Source organism: Methylobacterium radiodurans, assembly GCF_003173735.1.
In the GTDB taxonomy this organism is placed as follows: domain Bacteria; phylum Pseudomonadota; class Alphaproteobacteria; order Rhizobiales; family Beijerinckiaceae; genus Methylobacterium; species Methylobacterium radiodurans.
On record NZ_CP029551.1, the window covers coordinates 1,857,334 to 1,876,682 of the forward strand.

Sequence of the window (19,349 nt, forward strand, 5' to 3'; positions counted from 1 at the left end):
GAGAAAGCGGTTCGCGCTCATCCCTCGTTTGGGATAGAGTTCTTCTCGTTCGGCTGAGGGGTGTGGCACGATGTACACGAACGCGCAGAAGCTGTCGTCGCCGGAGACGCAGGAGCTGCGCAAGGACGCGGGCAAGCTCCTGAAGCACCTGCGGGAGAAGGCGGGCCACTCGCAGCGCTCGTTCTCGGCCGAGATCGGCTCGCCGGTCTACACCTTCGTGTCGCAGATCGAGACGGGCCGCGGCCGGGTGCCGCCCGACCAGATCCGGGTCTGGGCCAACGCCTACGGCCTGGAGGCGCGCGAGTTCCTGATGATGATCATGCGCTTCTACGACCCCGAGACCTTCGCCATCCTGTTCGAGGACGAGCCCGGCGTCGCCGACGGGTCCGCCTTTCCCGAACTCGCGGTGACGAAGGGAGAGGCCGGCACCCCGCCCGAGCCCGAGACGAAGTAGCGCCCCCCAACGCTGGCTGACGTGGCTCCGGCACCGCGGTTAGGGTCGCTGGTGAGCCGTTCCGGCCCGATGCTCCATGTATACGAACACGCAGAAGCGCTCCTCGCCGCAGACGCAAGCGTTGCGCAAGCAAGCTGGCCAGCTCCTCAAGAACATGCGCGAGGAGGCCGGGCACTCGCAGCGCTCGTTCGCGGCGGCGATCGGCGCCCCCATCCACACCTTCGTCTCCCAGATCGAGCGGGGGCTGGCGCGCATCCCGCCCGACCAGTTCCGAATCTGGGCGCGCGCTTGTGGTCTCGACGCGCGGCCGTTCCTCGTCGCGATCCTGCCTTTCTACGAGCCTGACACCGCCGCGTTGCTGTTCGGGGACGCGCCGCCCGTGGAGGGCCGTGCTGCGCTCCCCGATCTCGACAGGGCTCTTGCTGAGGCCAACGCGATCGTGGCCTCGTTCGCGTGCAGGCCCAACGAGCGAAGCCAGGATACAGGCCTGGCCACGAAGCCTGGCGAGACACCGCAGGCCGCCGACACGCGTTGCCGCCGCGAGGATCTCGGCCGCATCCTGAAGCACCTGCGCGAGCGGGCGGGCCACCCGCAGCGCGCCTTCGCGTCCCTGGTTGGGGCGAGCTCCTACACCTTCGTCTCGCTGGTCGAGACCGGCCGGAACCGTCTGCCGCCCGAACAGACCTGCACATGGGCCGCGGCCTACGGGATGGACGCGCGCACCTTCCTCCTCGTCATTCTGCGCTTCTACGATCCGGAGACCTTCGCGATCCTGTTCGGGAACACCCTGGACATCGATCGCTGACTGACGCGCTCCGCTGGGTCCAGCTGGGCTTCGCCCCCTGCTCGGACCGGTCCCGCCCCGTTTGGAGAGCCGCGACAGAGGCCGCTCTAGTTCGTGATCTCAGAAGATCCCAGTTTCGAGCTGAACCGGGTGCCCAGGCCTGGCTCTAGCTCTCGACGCTCGGGGGCTAGGTGTAGAGGTCGGAGGTCGGGACGGGGGCGAGGTGCGCGGACATCGGGGCGGGATAGGGGAGGGCGCGGCGGCCGGCTATCGCGCGAGAGCCACAGGTTCGGAGGGGTTCGTGGCGAACCTGAAAACGACAGAGCGTGAGGTTCGCAGGTTCCGGTGAACCCCCGAGCACTTCACAAACTTCGGGCTAAGTCGTTGAGATAAATGGTGCTGCGAGAGAGGATTGAACTCTCGACCTCTTCATTACCAATGAAGTGCTCTACCACTGAGCTACCGCAGCAAGCGGGTCGTTCGGGCGCCGCGTTGGGCCGCTGCCGACGACGAAGGGGGCTTTAACGGATCAGGATCGGCTTGGCAATCCGCTCCGCTCAAACATTTCGATCCGGCACGCGCGCTAGCCGGGCTCCATCTCCCGTCGCGTAGATCATTCCCCGCGCGGTGAGGCCTTGCGGGCGTTCCTGGCCTCCTTGACCGCCTTGCCGCTTTTGAGTGCCGCCCGGATGATGGCGGCGAGGCCAGGCTCGTTCACCGCCTCGGCGGCCTCAGCGGGGCTGAACCAGCGCAACTCGCGCTGGTCCTGCTCGGGCCAGCGTGTGAGCTGCTTGCGCACTTCCAGCGGGAAGACCTTGACCTGACACAGGACGGAGTCGCGGTTCTTGAGCCGCTTTTCGTAGAGATACAGGCCGAGCGGGCGTTTGCCGATCTGCCCGACCAGCCCCGCCTCCTCGTAGGCCTCGCGCGCCGCCGCCTCGTAGGGTTTGCGGCCCTTCATCGGCCAGCCCTTCGGGATCACCCAGCGCCGGCTCTCGCGCGAGGTGACGAGCAGCACGGAGATGGCGCCGTCCGGACCGCGCTGGAACGGAAGCGCACCGATCTGACGGCGCGCGGCGCGCTCCTCCTCGTCGGTCACTGTCACCATACGGGTCACCGGACCGGGCCGATCGAGCACAGAAGACGGGATGCCGGTCCCACGCTTGATGATCCTGCCCTGAGCCTGGGACGAGCGTTTGGTCTGCGTTCTAATTGTACCAATCGGCCATACGTTACAACTCTGGATAAGAAACGGTGCGGGATCGGTCCGGCTGTCAGGCGATGCGACGGGCCTCTGCCGGCACGGCGGCTTCGGGCGCGGGATGGGGCCGTGCGCCCGGCACCGGCAGGACGACCGGGCTACCGGCTCCCACCGCTGGTGCAGCCTCCTCGAAGACCGGTGCGGATTGAACCTGGGCCGGCGTGGACGGAACCTGAGCAGGCACCGTCGGGACCTGAGCCGGTCCGTCGTGAGGCTCCGGCTGGAGTGCGGCCTCGTCCGGGCCGGTGATCGCGTTCGGCGGCTCGCGCCACGCGAAGGCGTCGAGCCGGCCGGTCACCGGCGAGATCGGCGCCCAGGTTTCCGAGACGATGCCGTCGGCGATCCAGAGGGGATCGCGCGGCGCGTGTGCCGCGCGGGCGAGCCACTCGCGCGCCCGGCCGGATCCCGCACCGTGCTCCGCCTCCTCGATCCGGGCCATCAGCAGGCAGGTCCGCACGGTCGGCCGCTCGCTGAGGAGCGGCTTCAGCGCGTCGCGCGCCTGGGGGAGATCACGGGCGTCGAGGGCGGCCTGCGCGAGGGCGAGGCGCGCCTCCGGGTGCCAGGACGACAATTTGGCCAGCGTCTCCGCCCGCGCCAGACGGTCACGCACCGAATCCCCGGTGCGCAGGCCGAGATAGACCTTGGCGAGATCGGGATGGGGATTCGCCTTCCAGGCGCCCTCCACGATCTTGGCGGCCTTGCGCAGGTCACCTCGGCGCGCGAGCAGGCGCCCGGCGATGCAGGCCGCAGGCACGAGATCGGGGGCGAGCTTGACCGCCTGGACCGCGCGCTCGAGGGCCGCGTCCGGCTCCCCGGCCTCCCGGCGCTGGGCGGCCGCCGTGAGCAGCACCGCGCGCTGGCGGCGCGCCGCGCCCTTGTCGAGAAGGCCGAGCGCACCGCGCCGCTCCACCGTCTCCAGCGCGCCGGCCCAGTCGCCGTCGGCGCATTGCGCCTCCAGCACGGCCTCGTTCGCCCAGGTGACGCTCGGCGCGAGCCGGGCGGCCTCCACCGCGTAGGCGCGGGCGGCCGTCTCGTCCTCCCGGCGCCGCGCCTCGACGAACAGACCGCGCAGCCCGAGCACGCGCGTCTCCGGGTCGTCTACCATGCGCTGGAAGGCGTTCTCGGCCGCCTCGCGGTCGCCCGAGATCTGGGCGGCCTGCGCCTTGAGAAGGAGTGTCAGCGGCTCGGAGCCGAGAAGGCGCTCCGCGTCGCTGGCGTGGCGGCGCGCGGCGAGCGGGTCGCCGGAACCGACCGCCACCATGCCGCGCGACAGGGCGGTGAAGCCCTTAGCCCGGCGGCGCTCGCGCGATCCGCGCACCAGCACCTCGGGCAGATCGATGATGCCGCGCACCACCGCCCAGACCAGGCCGATCACGATGGCCGCGACGAGCACCCCCACCAGGGCGATCGCCAGGCTGGTCGCGATCTCATAGCCGTTCCAGACGATCGTCACGGTGCCGGGCCGGTCGGCGATCCAGACCGCCCCGAAGGCGGCGAGGGCGAGAAGGGCCAGGAAGGCGAGGGCACGCCACATCGGTCAGGTACTCCAGTGGGCGCCGCCGGGCGGGCGCCGCGCGGATGGACAACGGGATCTGCGGAAGACCGGCGGTGCCGGTACGCCCGGCCGGTCCTAGGGGCCGGTCGGCAGGTTCTTGAACGCGTCGGAGAGGAGGCCGCGCGCGGCCTGGGTCGCCGCAGCGCGCGCTTTCAGCTTCTCGCCGAAGGCCCCGGCCTCGGCCTTCGCCTCCTGGGGCAGCGCGTCGAACGCCTGCACGGCATCCTGCAGCGCGCCGCGATCCAGGGCGGCCTGCACCTTCGCCACCGGATCTTCCCCGGGCTGGGCGCCGGCGGGCGGCGGGGCGTCGACCCGGCGCACCTGGACGATCGAGTCGGCCATGCTGAGGAGCTTCGCCTTGATGTCTCCGCTCTCCGCGACGCTGCGCGCCTCTGCGGCGCGGCGTGCGGCGGCGGCCTTGTCGCCCACCGGGCGGAACTCGGCCGCGAGCTGGGCGACGCTCGGCGCTCCCGTCTCGGCGAAGGGCGCGAGCGCGTCGAGGCGGCCGGCATCGCCCGCGTCGAGCTTGCGCAGGTTGGTCAGCGGCTCGGCGTAGGGCGCGCCGGTCGCCAGCGCGGTCGCGACCCGGTCGGCCACGACGACCCTCAGGGCGGCCCGCACCGTCGCGGCTTCGGCCCGCTCGCCGAGCGCCTTGTCGAGGCCCGCGATCTTCCCGGCCTGCTCCTGCTGCGCCCGCTCCAGTGCCCGCGTCGTCTCCTGCGCCTGGCTGCGGCCGGCCTCGGCCGCCTGCTGGCTCGCCTGCGTGGCCTTCTCCACAGCCTCGGTCGCGCTCTTCACGCGCTCGTCCAGGGATTGCTGAAGCGCGTCGAGGCGCTGGCCGAGCGTCTGGTCCGCCTCGGCACTCGCCTTGGTCCGCGTCTCGATCTCGGTCTGAAGCGCCGTGAGCCGCTCGCCGAGGTCCGGCTGCTGCGGCTGGGCCTTCTCCTCCAGGGCCTTCACCCGGTCCGAAAGGGCGGCGAGGTTCGGCACGGCCTGCACCTCCGCCTGCCCGTCCTTGCCCGGCTCCTCCTGGAGGGCCGAGACGCGCTGGTCGAGGCTGTCGAGGCGCGCGACGAGATCGGCCGGTAGCGCCGGCGCGGCGCTTGTTGTTCCCTCGGCCGGGGCACCCCCCTGCTGGCCGGCCTGCGCGAGCGCCTGCTTGGCCGTCGCCTCCGCGCTCTTCACCGCCTCGGGCAGCGGCTTCAGGGCGGCCTCGTTGCCGGCGACGCGCTTGTCGAGGGCGGCAAGAGCGTCGCGCGGCGCGAGGCCGGCGATGCGCTGCTCCAGGGCTGCAACCCGTCCGTCGTCGCGGGGGCCGAGCACGCCGGCACGGTCGGCGCCGAAGAGCAGGCCGGCCCCGATCACGCCGCCGAGCAGGCCCGCGGCCGCGACCGAGCCGAAGCCCAAGCCGCCGCGCGCGGGCTCGGCGGCTTGGGTCGTCTTCGGGGCGGGGCTCGCCGCTGATGCGGGCTTCGGACCGTCCTGCGTCGGTCCGGTCTTCGATGCCTCGGCCCTGGCCTGCTCGGGCTTCGCGCCGGGCGCACCCTTCGGCGGCTCCGCCGGGTTAGGAGAGCGGTTGGCCTTCATGTCGATGATCGGGCCGTCGGTGACGCTGGCTCCAGCCTTGAACGGCTCCGCTTTGCCGGAGCCGGGCTTCGCGTCGCCCGGCCTCGCGTCGCCGATCTTGGTCTCTCCGGGCTTGCCCGGTTCAGATTTGCCGGGTTCGGGCTTGATCGTCCCGGATCCGACGGCAGCGCCCACCTTGGGAGGCTCGCCCTTCGCGGGCCCGCCGGTTGGCGTGGGCCCCGCGGGTGCGCCGCTCTTGACCGGCTCGACCGGCGCGCTCGCCGGCTTCGGCGGCTCCGCTCCGCTCCCGGGGACGCCCGGCTTGCCCGGCGTCGCACCGCCGGCCTTCGCCAGGTCGGCAGCGCTCCCGCTCACCGGGGCGGGAGCGGGCTTTCCGGCCAGCGGCGCGGCCGGCGCGACGGGCTTGGCCGCCTCCTTGACCGCATCCTTCGCCGGCTCGGGCTTGAGCGGGTCGGACTTCATCGGCTCCGGCTTTACCGGGTCGGACTTGGCGCCCTGGACAGAGGTCTGGCCGACGGTGCCGGGCTTGCCCGCATCGCCACCCGTGCCGCTCGCCTTGTCGCCGCCCTTGCCGTCGCCGCCCTTGCCGGGCGCGTTCGGATTCGGGCGGTTCGCGTCGTTGGATGGTGCCTTCACGGGCCGTCTCTCTCCAGTCTTAGCGACCTCGTCGCCGCGCGGACGCCGCCGTTCCCGGCGGTTCCGGCCACGCTTGGCCGCCCTCCTATCACCGTGGGCTCGGAGCACGCGAGCCCTTCCGCGACAGCTGCGTGACGGCCTCAGTCCAGGCCCGCCAGGAGGTCGTCCTCACCGGGCCGTTCCGGCACGAAATGGATCGGAATGCCCGCGGTTGCCAGGGGGACGGCCACGTCTTCCGACAGGCAGTAATGTCGGATTGCCCCGAAAGGTTCGGCCCGCCCCGCATCGCGCGCGAGGGCGAGGGCCGTCGCGGCGCTTCGCCGGGAGTAGTGGAGCGCCGCGTGCAGCGCCGGGGCGAGCCCACCGAGCGCCGCCGCGACGGGTTCGGGCAGGGCCGCGACCGGCTCGGCGGCGTAGACGACGCGGACGCAGAGGTCGTAGCCGGCATGCGCCAATGTCGCGGCGGGTTCGGGCTTGCGGTCGGCCCCGGCGAGGTGGAGCAGCCGCGTGCCGGCCGGCAGCGCTCCGGCGATCAGCCGGGCGAGGGCGGCGGCGTCGCCCGGGCCCGCCGTAACCGGTCCGAGCCCGGCGCGCACCGCTGCCTCGGCTGTCCGGGCGCCGACCGCGAAGACCGGGATGCCCGCGAGACGTGCCGCCGCGTCCGCTCCCAGCGTATCCAAGGCGGCGGCGCTGGTGAGGAGCAGACCCGCGAAGGTCCCGTCCGGCAGGCGCGCGCCCGTCGGACGGCTCTCCAGCACCGGCGCGACGAGCGGCGCGTGCCCGAGCCGCGTCAGCCGCGCGGCCGTGCGCGCCGCGCCGGGCTCCGGCCGGGAGACCCAGATCCGCATCGGCTCACGCTTCGAGGCTGAGCCGGACCGCGTGGCACGCCTGCGCCCCCGGCGCGAGCAGGCGCTGCGAATCGCGCTCCGCGAGTTCGCCGGAGAAGCCGCTCCAATCGGCGTGGCCGGTCCAGCACTCGAGCGAGAGGAAGGGGGCCGTGGGCTTGGTCCAGACCGCGAGGTGGGGGAAGTCGTCGACATCCATGCGGATCGCCCGGCCCTCCGGGCCAGTGAACCGCATCGTGCGGCTCGCGGCGTCGCGGAACACCAGCGCCTCGGTGAAGAGGGCCGGGTCGAGCGGCAGGGTGTCGCCCTGCAGCGGGACGGGCCGCTCGTCCCGCAGGAGCAGGCCGCCCGGGCCGACCTCCGGGGCGGCGGGACGCTCCGGCTTCTCGAAGACGACGGCGTAGCCGCCCCCGGCCGCGCGCGCGCCGCCCGCGAAGGGCCAGGGGAAGGCCGGGTGGAAGCCGAGCGCGTAGGGCAGCGGCTCGGAGCCCGGGTTGGCGACCGTGACGGTGAAGTCGAGGCCGCTCGCCCGCACCCGGGCCTCGATGTCGAGACGGAAGGCGAAGGGATAGTGCCGGCGCGTCTCCGGGCCGTTGGTCAGGCGCAGCGTCACCGCATCCTCCGCGCGTGCGACGGGCGCGAAGGGCAGGTCCCGGGCGAAGCCGTGCTGGGCCATCGGGTAGGACTCTCCGCCGACCCGAACCACCCCGCCCGCCGAGGCGCCGACGACGGGGAAGAGCCAGGGCGCGTGCCGGTTCCAGTGCTCCGGATCGCCGCTCCAGAGATACTCGCTGCCGCCGACCTGCCAGGAGACCGGCTCTGCCCCGTCGAGCGCAATGCGCGCCGCGGTGCCGTCGGGGCTTCTCAGATCGATCGTCTCGCGCATCGCGGGTCCTCGGTCAGGGCTTCGGGCCCGGAGTATAGCGGAGCCGGGGCAGCGCCCGTCACCCGGTCTTCTCAGGCCGCCGGGGTGATTCCCGGCATCGCGGCGAGCCCCGGCAGCACCGTGCCGGGCGTGCCCGAGGCCACGACGCGTCCGGCATCCAGCACGTAGACCGTGTCGGCGCGCTCCAGCGTCGTCAGGCGGTGGGCCACCATGATCAAGGTGTGCGTACCGGCCAGATCGCCCAGGGCCCGCATCACCGCGGCCTCGGTCTCGCCGTCGAGGGCCGAGGTCGCCTCGTCGAACACGATGACGTCGGGCTCGTGGTAGAGCGCGCGGGCGATGCCGATGCGCTGGCGCTGGCCACCGCTGAGGCGCGCGCCCCGCTCGCCGACCCGGGTCGCGTAGCCCTCGGGCAGCCCGGCGACGAAGGCGTGCAGGCCGGCGAGCCGCGCCGCCCGCTCGACGCGGACGTCGTCCGGCTGGTCGAGGCCCAGCGCGATGTTCTCGGCCACCGTGCCGTCCACCAGGAAGACCTCCTGCGGCACGTAGCCGACGCGGTTCTGCCAGGCGGGGAGGGTGTCGGGCCTGAGGGCAACGCCGTCCACCGTGATCCGGCCGGACCCCGGGGCCAGGATGCCGAGCAGGAGCCCGATAAGGGTCGACTTGCCCGAGCCGGTGCGGCCCACGAGGCCGATTGTGGCGCCCGCCAGAATCGTCAGGTCGATTCCCGAGAGCGTCGGCCGGCCGGGCTCGTAATCGAATCCGACGCCCTCGAAGCGCAGCGCCTCGCGGAAGGGCAGGCGATCCGGCGAGCGGACCGCGCGCGCCGGCTCGTCACCCAGCTCGTCCACGATCAGCCGCGCGGCCGGCAGGGTGAAGCGCAAGAGCGCCAGCGCGTTGAAGATGTTCTGGAACGCCGGCAGCATGCGGTAGCCCGCGAAGGCGAACAGGCCCAGCAGCGGCAGGATGCCGGCGGTGTCGAGCCCCTGGGCGAGCGCGAACAGCACCACGACGATCACCCCGCCGAAGGCCAGGGCCTCGATGACGAAGCGCGGGAGCTGACCCGTCACGTGGCTTGCGGCGCTGTCGCGGGCGAAGGCCCGGGCCGGCGCGTCGAAGCGGCCCGCGAAGCCCTCGGCCCGGCCATAGAGCTTCAGCTCCGTCAGCGCGCCGAGCGTTTCCTGCACCACGCGGAAGCGCGTCTCGTTGTCGGCGACCGAGCGGGCGCCGATGCGGGCGAGGCGGGCGCGTACGAAGAGGTAGATGCCCACGTAGAGCCCGCCGAACCCGCCGCCAAGGACGAGCGCGAGGCGCGGCGCGTAGGCCACCAGGAAGCCGATGATGGCGAGCGACGAGACGGCGCGCGAGGCGATGATCGTCAGCGGCGTCAGAACGCCGATCACCACCCGGTCGGTCTCGCTCAGCACGTTCTTGGCGAGTTCGGCGCTGTTGGCCTGCGCGAAGAACAGCCGCTCGCGGTCGAGGTAGCGGAACAGCAGGCGGCGCGCGAGCCGGTAGCCGGTGAGATGCGTGAACAGGAGCTGCGCGTAGGTCAGCCCCGCATTGGCGACGGCCGTCGTCAGGATGGCGAGCAGCGCCGCGAGCCCCGTCGCGATGAGGAAGCTGCGCGGGTCGGCGAGACCGAGCGCGTCGCGCAGGGCGGCGAGGTAGGGCAGGCGCTCGGCCGCCGCGGGATCGCCGACGAGGGTGAGGAACGGGATCACCGAGGCGACGCCGACGACCTCCAGGAGAGCCGTGCCGGCAAGTCCCAGTGCGATCAGGGCGAGGCGCCGCCGCTCGTCGGGCTCGAGCGCGCGCAGAAGGTCTCTCAGCGTGCGCATCGGAGGTGTCGCGATCGGGCCGGCATCCGGCAGCGCTTAATGAGCGCCGCCGGCCCTGTCCACGCGCGGGTGCCCCACCCGATCCGCTCAGCCGATCTGCTTGAGCGAATCGAGGTCGACGGTGCCGTTCTGGCTGGAGAAGCTGACGGACCCGCCGTTCTGCTGCTGTACCCCGCCGATGCGGTGGTCGCCGCTGTCGTAGGTCGTGGTCTTGCCGTCACGCTCGACGAGGAGGCGATGCTTGTCGGGGAAGAAGGCGTAGCGCAGCCCGTTCTGGCCGCCGCTGCTCGCCGGGCTGCCGAGATCCTCGGGCCACCAGGGCTCCGCGCCCTTCATAGGTTCCATGGGCTTCATGGGCTCCATGGGTTTCATCGGCTTCATGGGTTCCATCGTCCGGCTCCGGTTGCTGCCGGGAGACGCGGCCGGAACGGATTGGTTGCATCGCAAAGCGGCGAAGCGGCGACCGGACAGCGCCTGTGCAACGGTGACGAGGAGGGTGTGTCTGCTGTGGCGCGGGCGACGGGGCTCGAACCCGCGACCTCCGGCGTGACAGGCCGGCACTCTAACCAACTGAGCTACGCCCGCGCGGCGCAGCGAGGACGCCGACATGCGGCTGTCCCGGACGATCATCAGCGAGGCTGAAGGGAAACGTGGCGCGGGCGACGGGGCTCGAACCCGCGACCTCCGGCGTGACAGGCCGGCACTCTAACCAACTGAGCTACGCCCGCGTGGCGTCGTCGCCTTCGTCTCGGCGACGGCCGGGGTTTATGAGTGGGGCGTTGCCCTGTCAAGCAGCCGCCGGCGACTTTCTGAGCAACCGCTCCGCGGCCCGGCGGCATGCGCGGATCTGCCCGCCTGACGGCGCTGGGACACATCACCATCTCTGTGTGGCACGAGGACGTTGTGCGACGCGCAATGCCCTTGTCTCGCCTGTTCCCCTCGACTAAGCCTCCGGCCACGCGCACTCTGGGATTGGAGCAATTCCATTGGCCGGCCGGTACGGCCTCGCCGGGCCGCATCGGCCTGGATGGATTGGCCGGACCGGACTCGGGCGCCGCGGTCCCAATCGTGCACGGGGTGTCGCATGACCGGTCTTCTGGCGGATTACCTCCCGCTCATCGTCTTCATCGGCGTCTCGCTGTTCATCGCCGCCGCGCTGCTGGTGGCCCCGTTCCTGGTCGCCTACAGCAGCCCGGATCCGGAGAAGCTCTCGGCCTACGAGTGCGGCTTCAACGCCTTCGACGACGCGCGCATGAAGTTCGATGTGCGCTTCTACCTCGTCGCCATCCTGTTCATCATCTTCGATCTCGAAGTGGCCTTCCTGTTCCCCTGGGCGATCACCTTCGGGGAACTGGGCTGGCTCGGCTTCTGGTCGATGATGGTCTTCCTCGGGGTTCTGACCGTCGGCTTCGTCTACGAGTGGCGCAAGGGTGCCCTCGAGTGGGACTAAGCCTGAGCCGGACCCCGCAGACGCCACGCTTCTGAGGCAATCATGGCCCTCACGCACGACCTCTCCCGCGCGCCCACCATCGCCCCGGCGGCGAAGGGCATCATCGACCCGAACACGGGTCGGCCGATCGGCGCGGATGATCCGACCTTCCTGTCGATCAGCGACGAGCTGGCCGACCGCGGCTTCCTGCTGACCTCGGCCGACGAGCTGATCACCTGGGCCCGCACCGGCTCGCTGATGTGGATGACCTTCGGGCTGGCCTGCTGCGCCGTCGAGATGATGCAGATGTCGATGCCGCGCTACGATTGCGAGCGATTCGGCTTCGCGCCCCGCGGTAGCCCGCGCCAGTCCGACGTGATGATCGTGGCCGGCACGCTCACCAACAAGATGGCCCCGGCGCTCCGCAAGGTCTACGACCAGATGCCGGAGCCGCGCTACGTCATCTCGATGGGCTCGTGCGCAAACGGCGGCGGCTACTACCACTACTCCTACTCGGTGGTGCGCGGCTGCGACCGGGTGGTGCCGGTCGACATCTACGTCCCGGGCTGCCCGCCGACCGCCGAGGCGCTGCTCTACGGCGTGCTTCTGCTCCAGAAGAAGATCCGCCGCACCGGCACGATCGAGCGCTAGGGGCGGACATGACGAACGGCATCTCCATCCTCGCCCACACCCAGCCCGACGCGGGCGAGGGGGCGCTCCAGGCGCTCTCCGACCGGATCGGCGGCGCGCTCGGGCCGGCGATCGTCGAGCGCGGCATCGCCTTCGGCGAGCTGACCCTCGTGGTCCAGGCCTCCGACATCGTCTACGCGCTGACCTACCTGCGCGACGACCCGAATTGCGGCTTCCGCTGCTTCATCGACATCTGCGGCGTCGATTATCCGGGCCGCGAGCGGCGTTTCGACGTCGTCTACCACCTGCTCTCGCTGCGCCATAACACCCGCATCCGGGTGAAGGTTCAGACCGACGAGACCACGCCGGTCCCCTCGGTGATCGACGTCTTCCCGGCGGCGAACTGGTTCGAGCGCGAGACCTACGACCTCTACGGCATCCTGTTCTCGGGCCATCCGGACCTGCGGCGCCTCCTCACCGATTACGGTTTCGAGGGGCACCCGCTGCGCAAGGACTTCCCGCTCACCGGCTTCGTCGAGGTCCGTTACGACCAGGACGAGGCGCGCGTCGTCTACGAGCCGGTGAAGCTCACGCAGGAGTTCCGCAACTTCGACTTCCTCTCGCCCTGGGAAGGCACGGACTACGTGCTGCCGGGCGACGAGAAGAAGACGGCCTGAGCGCGGAGACGGCCATGACCGAGCACAACATCCGCAATTTCGCGATCAACTTCGGCCCCCAGCACCCGGCGGCGCACGGCGTGCTGCGCCTCGTGCTGGAGCTCGACGGCGAGGTGGTCGAGCGGGTCGACCCGCATATCGGCCTCCTGCACCGCGGCACCGAGAAGCTGATCGAGCACAAGACCTACCTGCAGGCGACGCCCTATTTCGACCGGCTCGACTACGTCTCGCCGATGAACCAGGAGCACGCCTTCTGCCTGGCGATCGAGAAGCTCGCCGGCATCGAGGTGCCGCGGCGCGCCCAGCTGATCCGTACGCTCTACTGCGAGATCGGGCGCCTGCTCTCACACCTCCTCAACGTCACCACGCAGGCGATGGACGTCGGCGCGCTCACGCCGCCCCTCTGGGGCTTCGAGGAGCGCGAGAAGCTGATGATCTTCTACGAGCGCGCCTCCGGCGCTCGCATGCACGCCAACTACTTCCGCCCCGGCGGCGTGCACCAGGACCTGCCGCCCGCGCTCATCGACGACATCGACGCCTTCTGCGACCCGTTCCTGCAGGTCGTCGACGACCTCGACGCGCTCGTCATGGGCTCGCGCATCTTCAAGCAGCGCAACGTCGATATCGGCATCGTCTCGGTCGAGGAGGCGATGGCCTGGGGCTTCTCGGGCGTGATGGTGCGCGGCTCTGGCATCCCGTGGGACCTGCGCAAGTCGCAGCCCTACGAGTGCTACGAGGAGATGGAATTCGACATCCCCGTGGGAAAGAACGGCGACACCTACGATCGCCAGGTCATCCGCATGGAAGAGATGCGGGAATCCGTAAAGATCATGAAGCAGTGCTGCGCCAAGCTGCGTGAGCCTGCCGGGCAGGGGCCGATCGCCTCGATCGACGGCAAGTTCGCGCCGCCGCCGCGCCGGGAGATGAAGCGCTCAATGGAGGCGCTCATCCACCACTTCAAGCTCTACACCGAAGGGTTCCACGTGCCGGCCGGCGAGGTCTACGCCGCGGTCGAGGCGCCCAAGGGCGAGTTCGGCGTCTATCTAGTCTCGGACGGCACCAACAAGCCGTACCGCTGCAAGATCCGCGCGCCGGGCTTCGCCCATCTCCAGGCAATGGACTGGATGTGCCGCGGGCACCTCCTCGCCGACGTGTCCTGCGTGCTCGGCACGCTCGACATCGTCTTCGGCGAGGTGGACCGCTGAGCGGCTGAAGGGTTTCTGAGACGATGGCCAACCGCAGACTAGCCCCCGCCGCCGAGCAGCCCGAGAGCTTCGCGTTCACGCCGGAAAACGCCGAGTGGGTCAAGGGGCAGATCGCCAAGTACCCGGAGGGGCGTCAGGCCTCGGCGGTAATCCCGCTCCTGTGGCGCGCCCAGGAGCAGAACGGCGGCTGGCTGCCGCAGAAGGCGATCGAGGCGGTGGCGGCCGAGCTCGGCATGCCCGCGATCCGCGTGCTGGAGGTCGCCACCTTCTACACGATGTTCGCGCTTGAGCCGGTCGGCCGCTACTGGATCCAGGTCTGCGGAACGGTGCCGTGCGATTCCTGCGGCGCGCGCGAGCTGAAGGACATGCTGCACGAGCGGCTCGGCCCCTCGGGCCATGTCGATCCGACCGGCACCTTCTCCTGGCTCGAGGTCGAGTGCCTGGGCGCCTGCTGCAACGCGCCGATGGTGCAGATCAACCAGGACTATTACGAGGACCTGACGCCCGAGCTGCTGGGTAAGCTGATGGACGACCTCGCCGCCGGGCGCCCGGTCAAAGTCGGCCCGCAGGTCGACCGGACCGCGTCCGAGCCGCTGGGCGGCCCTAATACGCTGACCGACCCGACCCTCTACGACGGCTCGCGCGTCGGCGCCTGGCGCAAGCGCTTCGAGGAGTCGCGCAAGGACGAGGACGCGCAAGCGGGCAAGTCCGAGGCCGCGTCGAGCGAGCAGCAGGCCGCAACGAATCCGAAGCCGGCCCGCCCCGATGCCGGCCGGCCGGTCGAGACCAAGTCGAGCGATGCCCCGGCCCAGCGCGCCGCCGCCGGCGAGGAGCCGGTGAAGGCCAGCGACAAGGCGGACGCCTCCGAAACGGAGCACTCGACCGCCGGCAAGTCCGAGGCGCCGGCGACCGAGCCGAAGGCGATCAAGGATCTGGAGCCCGCGGGCGCCGAGGCCGGCGCACAGTCGTCGCTGCCGCGCGACGTGCCGCCGCCCCAGCCCGCCGCCTCCGGCGAGGAGGAGCCCTCCGAGCCGACGCCCACCGCGGAATCGCCGAAGCTGCCGAAGGGCCGCGCCAAGCCGAAGCCCGCCACCAAGCCTGAGAGGACCTAACATGCTCTCCGATCAGGACCGCATCTTCACCAACCTCTACGGCCTGCACTCCCCCGGCCTCGAAGCCGCGAAGAAGCGCGGCGCCTGGGACGGCACCAAGTTCCTGCTGGAGATGGGCCGCGACTGGATCATCGAGGAGATGAAGGCCTCGGGGCTGCGCGGGCGCGGCGGCGCCGGCTTCCCGACCGGCCTGAAGTGGTCGTTCATGCCGAAGAAGTCGGACGGGCGCCCGCACTACCTCGTGGTCAACGCCGACGAGTCGGAGCCCGGCACCTGCAAGGACCGGGAGATCATGCGGCACGACCCGCATCTCCTGATCGAGGGCTGCATGCTGGCCTCCTTCGCGATGGGGGCGCACGCCTGCTACGTCTACATCCGCGGCGAGTACGTCGCCGAGAAGCACGCCCTGCAGAAGGCCGTCGACGAGGCCTACGAGGCGCGCCTCGTCGGGCAGGACAACGTCCACGGCTACCCCTTCGACATCTACGTCCACCACGGTGCGGGCGCCTATATCTGCGGCGAGGAGACGGCCCTCATCGAGAGCCTCGAAGGCAAGAAGGGGATGCCGCGGCTGAAGCCGCCGTTTCCGGCCAATATGGGCCTCTACGGCTGCCCGACGACGGTGAACAACGTCGAGTCGATCGCGGTCGCCGGCACGATCCTGCGCCGCGGCGGGGCGTGGTTCGCGGGACTCGGCGGCAAGAACAACACCGGCTCGAAGCTGTTCTGCGTCTCCGGCCACGTCAACAAGCCCTGCAACGTCGAGGAGGAGCTCGGGATCACCTTCCGGGAACTCGTCGACAAGTATTGCGGCGGCATGCGTGGCGGCTGGGACAACCTGCTCTGCTCGATCCCCGGCGGCTCCTCGGTGCCCTTGGTGCCGGCCGAGCAGATCATCGACGCGAAGATGGACTTCGACACCCTGCGCGGCCTCGGTTCCGGCCTCGGCACGGCGGCGGTCATCGTCCTCGACAAGTCGACCGACATCGTCGAGGCGATCACCCGGATCTCGTACTTCTACAAGCACGAGTCCTGCGGCCAGTGCACGCCCTGCCGCGAGGGCACCGGCTGGATGTGGCGCGTCCTCACCCGCATGTCGAAGGGCCGCGCGCAGAAGCGCGAGATCGACATGCTGTTCGAGGTCACGAAGCAGATCGAGGGCCACACGATCTGCGCGCTCGGCGACGCCGCCGCCTGGCCGGTCCAGGGCCTGATCAAGCACTTCCGACCCGAGATCGAGAAGCGGATCGACCGCTACACCGCCAACCCGCACACGGACCCCGTGCCGATGGCAGCGGAGTGATCCGCCGCGCCCGCGCAGTCCGAGCCTGAGAAAGACAGATGACGAAGATTCTCGTCGACGGCATCGAGGTTGACGTCCCGGCCGAGTACACGCTGCTCCAGGCCTGCGAGGTTGCGGGCGCGGAGATCCCGCGCTTCTGCTTCCACGAGCGGCTGTCGATCGCCGGCAATTGCCGCATGTGCCTGGTCGAGCTGAAGGGCGCGCCGAAGCCCGTGGCCTCCTGCGCCTACGCGGTGAAGGATTGCCGCCCGGGTCCCAACGGCGAGCCGCCTGAGGTGCTGACGCGCTCGCAGGGCACGAAGAAGGCCCGCGAGGGGGTGATGGAGTTCCTCCTCATCAACCACCCGCTCGATTGCCCGATCTGCGACCAGGGCGGCCACTGCGACCTGCAGGATCAGGCGATGGCCTACGGCGTCGACTCGACGCGCTACAGCGAGAACAAGCGCGCGGTCGAGGAGAAGTATATCGGCCCGCTGGTGCGGACCGCGATGAACCGCTGCATCCATTGCACCCGCTGCGTGCGCTTCCTGGCGGAGGTCGCGGGCGTGCCGGACCTCGGCGCGATCGGCCGTGGCGAGGACATGGAGATCACCAGCTACCTCGAACAGGCGATGAACTCGGAGCTGCAGGGCAACGTCGCCGACCTCTGCCCGGTCGGCGCGCTCGTGCACAAGCCGCAGAGCTACAACGTCCGCCCCTGGGAGCTGTCGAAGACCGAGTCGGTCGACGTGATGGACGCGGTGGGCTCGGCGATCCGCGTCGATGCCCGCGGCCGCGAGGTCATGCAGATCGAACCGCGCGTCAACGAGGAGATCAACGAGGAGTGGATTTCCGACAAGACCCGCCACGCCGTGGACGGGTTGCGGCTCCAGCGCCTCGACCGGCCCTTCCTGCGCGAGAACGGCCGTCTGCGCCCGGCCTCCTGGGCCGAGGCGTTCGGGGCGATCGCCGCCAAGCTCAAGGGCGCCGACCCGAAGCGCGTCGGCGCCGTGGTGGGTGACCTCGCGGCCGTCGAGGAGGTCTTCGCGCTGAAGCAGCTGATGGGCTCGCTCGGCGTCGCCAACCTCGATTGCCGTCAGGCCGGCGCCGGCCTCGATCCGGCCTGGGGCCGGGCCGCCTACACCTTCAACCCGACCATTCCCGGCATCGAGCAGGCCGACGCGATCCTGCTCGTCGGCACTAACCCGCGCATCGAGGCCTCGCTTCTGAACGTGCGGATCCGCAAGCGCTGGCGCATGGCCCCGCTCGCGGTCGGCATGATCGGCGAGCCCGCCGACCTGACCTACCCCCACGTGCAGATCGGCGCGGGTCCCGATTCGCTCGCCGCCCTGGCACGGGGCGAGCACAGCTTCCTGGAGGCCCTGAAGGCCGCCAACCACCCCCTGATCATCGTCGGCGAGTCGGCCGCGAACCAGCCGGGCGTGCTCGCCGCGGCGGCACAGCTCGCCCGCGACGTCGGCGCGGTGACGCCGGACTGGAACGGCTTCGGCGTGCTCCACAACGCGGCGGCCCGCGTCGGCGCGCTCGATCTCGGCTTCGTGCCGGGGGAGGGCGGTCTCGACTTCGCGGCAATCGTCGGCGGCGGCGTGGACGTGCTCTTCAACCTCGGCGCGGACGAGTGCGAGGTCGCCCCGGGCGCCTTCGTGATCTACCAGGGCACCCACGGCGACCGCGGCGCGACCCGCGCCGACGTGATCCTGCCGGGCGCCGCCTACACCGAGAAGAACGCGACCTACGTGAACACGGAAGGCCGCGTGCAGCAGGCCAACCGCGCCGGCTTCCCACCGGGCGACGCCCGCGAGGACTGGGCGATCCTGCGCGCCCTCTCGGACGTGCTGGGCAAGAAGCTGCCCTACGATTCACTGAACGCGCTGCGCCGCGCGCTCTACGCCGAGCATCCGCACTTCGCGGCTGTCGGCAGCGTCGCCGAGAGCGACGTCGCCGCCGCGCTGGAGCGCCTCGCAACCTTGAGCGGCGAGGGCGATCGCAGCGCCTTCGAGTCGCCGGTCCGCGACTTCTACTTCACCAACCCGATCACCCGCGCCTCGCGGGTACTCGCCGAGTGTTCGAGCCTCGCCCGCGGGCGCGCGCTCGAGGCGGCCGAGTAGGAGCACCGCCCATGACCACTCTCGAGATCGTCGGGACGGTGCTCCTGATCGCGCTGAAGAGCTTCGTGCTCCTCGCGCTGCTCCTCGTCTTCATCGCCTACGCGCTGCTCGCCGACCGCAAGATCTGGGCGGCGGTGCAGCTCCGCCGCGGCCCGAACGTCGTCGGGCCCTGGGGCCTGTTCCAGTCCTTCGCCGACCTGATCAAGTTCGTGATCAAGGAGCCGGTGATCCCGGCCGGTGCCAACAAGGGCATCTACCTGCTGGCGCCGCTCGTCTTCGCGACGCTCGCGCTCGCCTCCTGGGCGGTGATCCCGCTGGCCGAGGGCTGGGCGATCGCCGACATCAACGTCGGCATCACCTACATCTTCGCGATCTCGTCGCTCGGCGTCTACGGCGTCATCATGGGCGGCTGGGCCTCGAACTCGAAATACGCCTTCCTGGGCGCGCTCCGCTCCGCCGCGCAGATGATCTCCTACGAGGTCTCGCTCGGCTTCGTGATCATCTGCGTGCTGCTCTGCGCCGGCTCGCTCAACCTCTCGCGCATCGTGCTGGCGCAGGACACTAGCCTCGGCCTGTTCGGCTGGTACTGGCTCTGGCTCTTCCCGATGTTCGTGGTGTTCTTCATCTCGGCGCTGGCCGAGACGAACCGCCCGCCCTTCGACCTGCCCGAGGCCGAGTCGGAGCTGGTTGCCGGCTACATGGTCGAGTACTCCTCGACGCCGTACCTGCTCTTCATGCTAGGCGAGTACGTGGCGATCATGACCATGTGCGCGTTGGGCACCGTCCTGTTCCTCGGCGGCTGGCTCTCGCCGATCCCCTTCGCGCCCTTCACCTGGGTGCCGGGCGTGATCTGGTTCGCCCTTAAGGCCAGCTTCCTGTTCTTCATGATCGCCATGGTGAAGGCCATGGTGCCGCGCTACCGCTACGACCAGCTCATGCGCCTCGGCTGGAAGGTCTTCCTGCCCCTCTCGCTGATCTCGGTCGTCGTCGTCGCCTTCGTCCTCAAGCTCACCGGCCTCGCGCCGGGCGCGTGACA

The 19,349-nt window shown here is 70.7% G+C and carries 17 protein-coding genes and 3 tRNA genes; 10 read left to right on the forward strand and 10 right to left on the reverse strand.

Annotation, left to right across the window (positions count from 1 at the left end):
- Positions 1 to 70 precede the first annotated feature (70 nt).
- Together DK427_RS08510 and DK427_RS27025 are read left to right on the forward strand one after the other, a co-directional pair.
- Complete coding sequence (locus DK427_RS08510) at positions 71 to 454, forward strand: helix-turn-helix domain-containing protein (protein WP_109950899.1); 384 nt, start codon at positions 71 to 73, stop codon at positions 452 to 454.
- A 76-nt stretch (positions 455 to 530) separates the two neighbouring features.
- Positions 531 to 1,259: a helix-turn-helix transcriptional regulator gene (locus tag DK427_RS27025; RefSeq protein ID WP_109950900.1), complete on the forward strand. Its 729-nt coding sequence runs from the start codon at positions 531 to 533 to the stop codon at positions 1,257 to 1,259.
- 373 nt (positions 1,260 to 1,632) lie between these two features.
- On the opposite strand, the gene DK427_RS08520 is transcribed toward DK427_RS27025, so the two are convergent.
- The 10 genes from DK427_RS08520 to DK427_RS08565 form a co-directional block, all read right to left on the reverse strand.
- Positions 1,633 to 1,707: transfer RNA gene (locus DK427_RS08520), tRNA-Thr, on the reverse strand.
- Positions 1,708 to 1,851: 144 nt separating this feature from the next.
- The gene (locus tag DK427_RS08525; protein ID WP_109950901.1) at positions 1,852 to 2,346 is read right to left on the reverse strand and encodes an NUDIX hydrolase; all 495 of its coding nucleotides are present in this window, start codon (positions 2,344 to 2,346) and stop codon (positions 1,852 to 1,854) included.
- Between the two features lie 166 nt (positions 2,347 to 2,512).
- Positions 2,513 to 4,033 (reverse strand): heme biosynthesis protein HemY, encoded by a 1,521-nt coding sequence (locus DK427_RS08530; protein WP_109950902.1) that lies wholly within the window; start codon positions 4,031 to 4,033, stop codon positions 2,513 to 2,515.
- A 96-nt stretch (positions 4,034 to 4,129) separates the two neighbouring features.
- Entirely contained in the window at positions 4,130 to 6,277 is a 2,148-nt protein-coding gene (locus DK427_RS08535) for a translation initiation factor 2 (protein WP_245930847.1), read from the reverse strand.
- A gap of 140 nt (positions 6,278 to 6,417) precedes the next feature.
- A complete protein-coding gene (locus DK427_RS08540; RefSeq protein ID WP_109950903.1) occupies positions 6,418 to 7,125 on the reverse strand; it encodes a uroporphyrinogen-III synthase in 708 nt (235 codons plus the stop codon).
- A gap of 4 nt (positions 7,126 to 7,129) precedes the next feature.
- Complete coding sequence (locus DK427_RS08545) at positions 7,130 to 8,008, reverse strand: aldose 1-epimerase family protein (protein ID WP_109950904.1); 879 nt, start codon at positions 8,006 to 8,008, stop codon at positions 7,130 to 7,132.
- Between the two features lie 71 nt (positions 8,009 to 8,079).
- On the reverse strand, positions 8,080 to 9,849 hold the full coding sequence (locus tag DK427_RS08550; protein ID WP_109950905.1) for an ABC transporter ATP-binding protein: 1,770 nt from the start codon (positions 9,847 to 9,849) through the stop codon (positions 8,080 to 8,082).
- An 87-nt stretch (positions 9,850 to 9,936) separates the two neighbouring features.
- Positions 9,937 to 10,239 (reverse strand): hypothetical protein, encoded by a 303-nt coding sequence (locus DK427_RS08555; RefSeq protein ID WP_162559748.1) that lies wholly within the window; start codon positions 10,237 to 10,239, stop codon positions 9,937 to 9,939.
- Positions 10,240 to 10,357: 118 nt separating this feature from the next.
- Positions 10,358 to 10,434: transfer RNA gene (locus tag DK427_RS08560), tRNA-Asp, on the reverse strand.
- 66 nt (positions 10,435 to 10,500) lie between these two features.
- A tRNA-Asp gene (locus tag DK427_RS08565) sits at positions 10,501 to 10,577 on the reverse strand.
- A 356-nt stretch (positions 10,578 to 10,933) separates the two neighbouring features.
- Between DK427_RS08565 and DK427_RS08570 the strand changes: the two genes are divergently transcribed.
- The 8 genes from DK427_RS08570 to nuoH are packed head-to-tail and all read left to right on the forward strand — an operon-like array spanning position 10,934 to position 19,347.
- The gene (locus tag DK427_RS08570; protein ID WP_109950907.1) at positions 10,934 to 11,299 is read left to right on the forward strand and encodes an NADH-quinone oxidoreductase subunit A; all 366 of its coding nucleotides are present in this window, start codon (positions 10,934 to 10,936) and stop codon (positions 11,297 to 11,299) included.
- 42 nt (positions 11,300 to 11,341) lie between these two features.
- A complete protein-coding gene (locus tag DK427_RS08575; protein ID WP_109950908.1) occupies positions 11,342 to 11,929 on the forward strand; it encodes a NuoB/complex I 20 kDa subunit family protein in 588 nt (195 codons plus the stop codon).
- 8 nt (positions 11,930 to 11,937) lie between these two features.
- A complete protein-coding gene (locus tag DK427_RS08580) occupies positions 11,938 to 12,585 on the forward strand; it encodes an NADH-quinone oxidoreductase subunit C (protein ID WP_109950909.1) in 648 nt (215 codons plus the stop codon).
- 14 nt (positions 12,586 to 12,599) lie between these two features.
- Complete coding sequence (locus DK427_RS08585) at positions 12,600 to 13,790, forward strand: NADH-quinone oxidoreductase subunit D (RefSeq protein WP_109950910.1); 1,191 nt, start codon at positions 12,600 to 12,602, stop codon at positions 13,788 to 13,790.
- A gap of 23 nt (positions 13,791 to 13,813) precedes the next feature.
- On the forward strand, positions 13,814 to 14,902 hold the full coding sequence (gene nuoE, locus DK427_RS08590; protein WP_109950911.1) for an NADH-quinone oxidoreductase subunit NuoE: 1,089 nt from the start codon (positions 13,814 to 13,816) through the stop codon (positions 14,900 to 14,902).
- A gap of 1 nt (position 14,903) precedes the next feature.
- Positions 14,904 to 16,205, forward strand: coding sequence for an NADH-quinone oxidoreductase subunit NuoF (nuoF, locus tag DK427_RS08595; RefSeq protein ID WP_109950912.1), 1,302 nt, complete (start codon positions 14,904 to 14,906; stop codon positions 16,203 to 16,205).
- 38 nt (positions 16,206 to 16,243) lie between these two features.
- Positions 16,244 to 18,313, forward strand: a complete 2,070-nt coding sequence (gene nuoG / locus DK427_RS08600; RefSeq protein WP_109950913.1) for an NADH-quinone oxidoreductase subunit NuoG — start codon at positions 16,244 to 16,246, stop codon at positions 18,311 to 18,313.
- Positions 18,314 to 18,324: 11 nt separating this feature from the next.
- Positions 18,325 to 19,347 carry an NADH-quinone oxidoreductase subunit NuoH gene (gene nuoH, locus DK427_RS08605; protein ID WP_109950914.1) on the forward strand — a complete coding sequence of 341 codons (1,023 nt, stop codon included), beginning with the start codon at positions 18,325 to 18,327 and terminating at the stop codon, positions 19,345 to 19,347.
- Positions 19,348 to 19,349 lie beyond the last annotated feature (2 nt).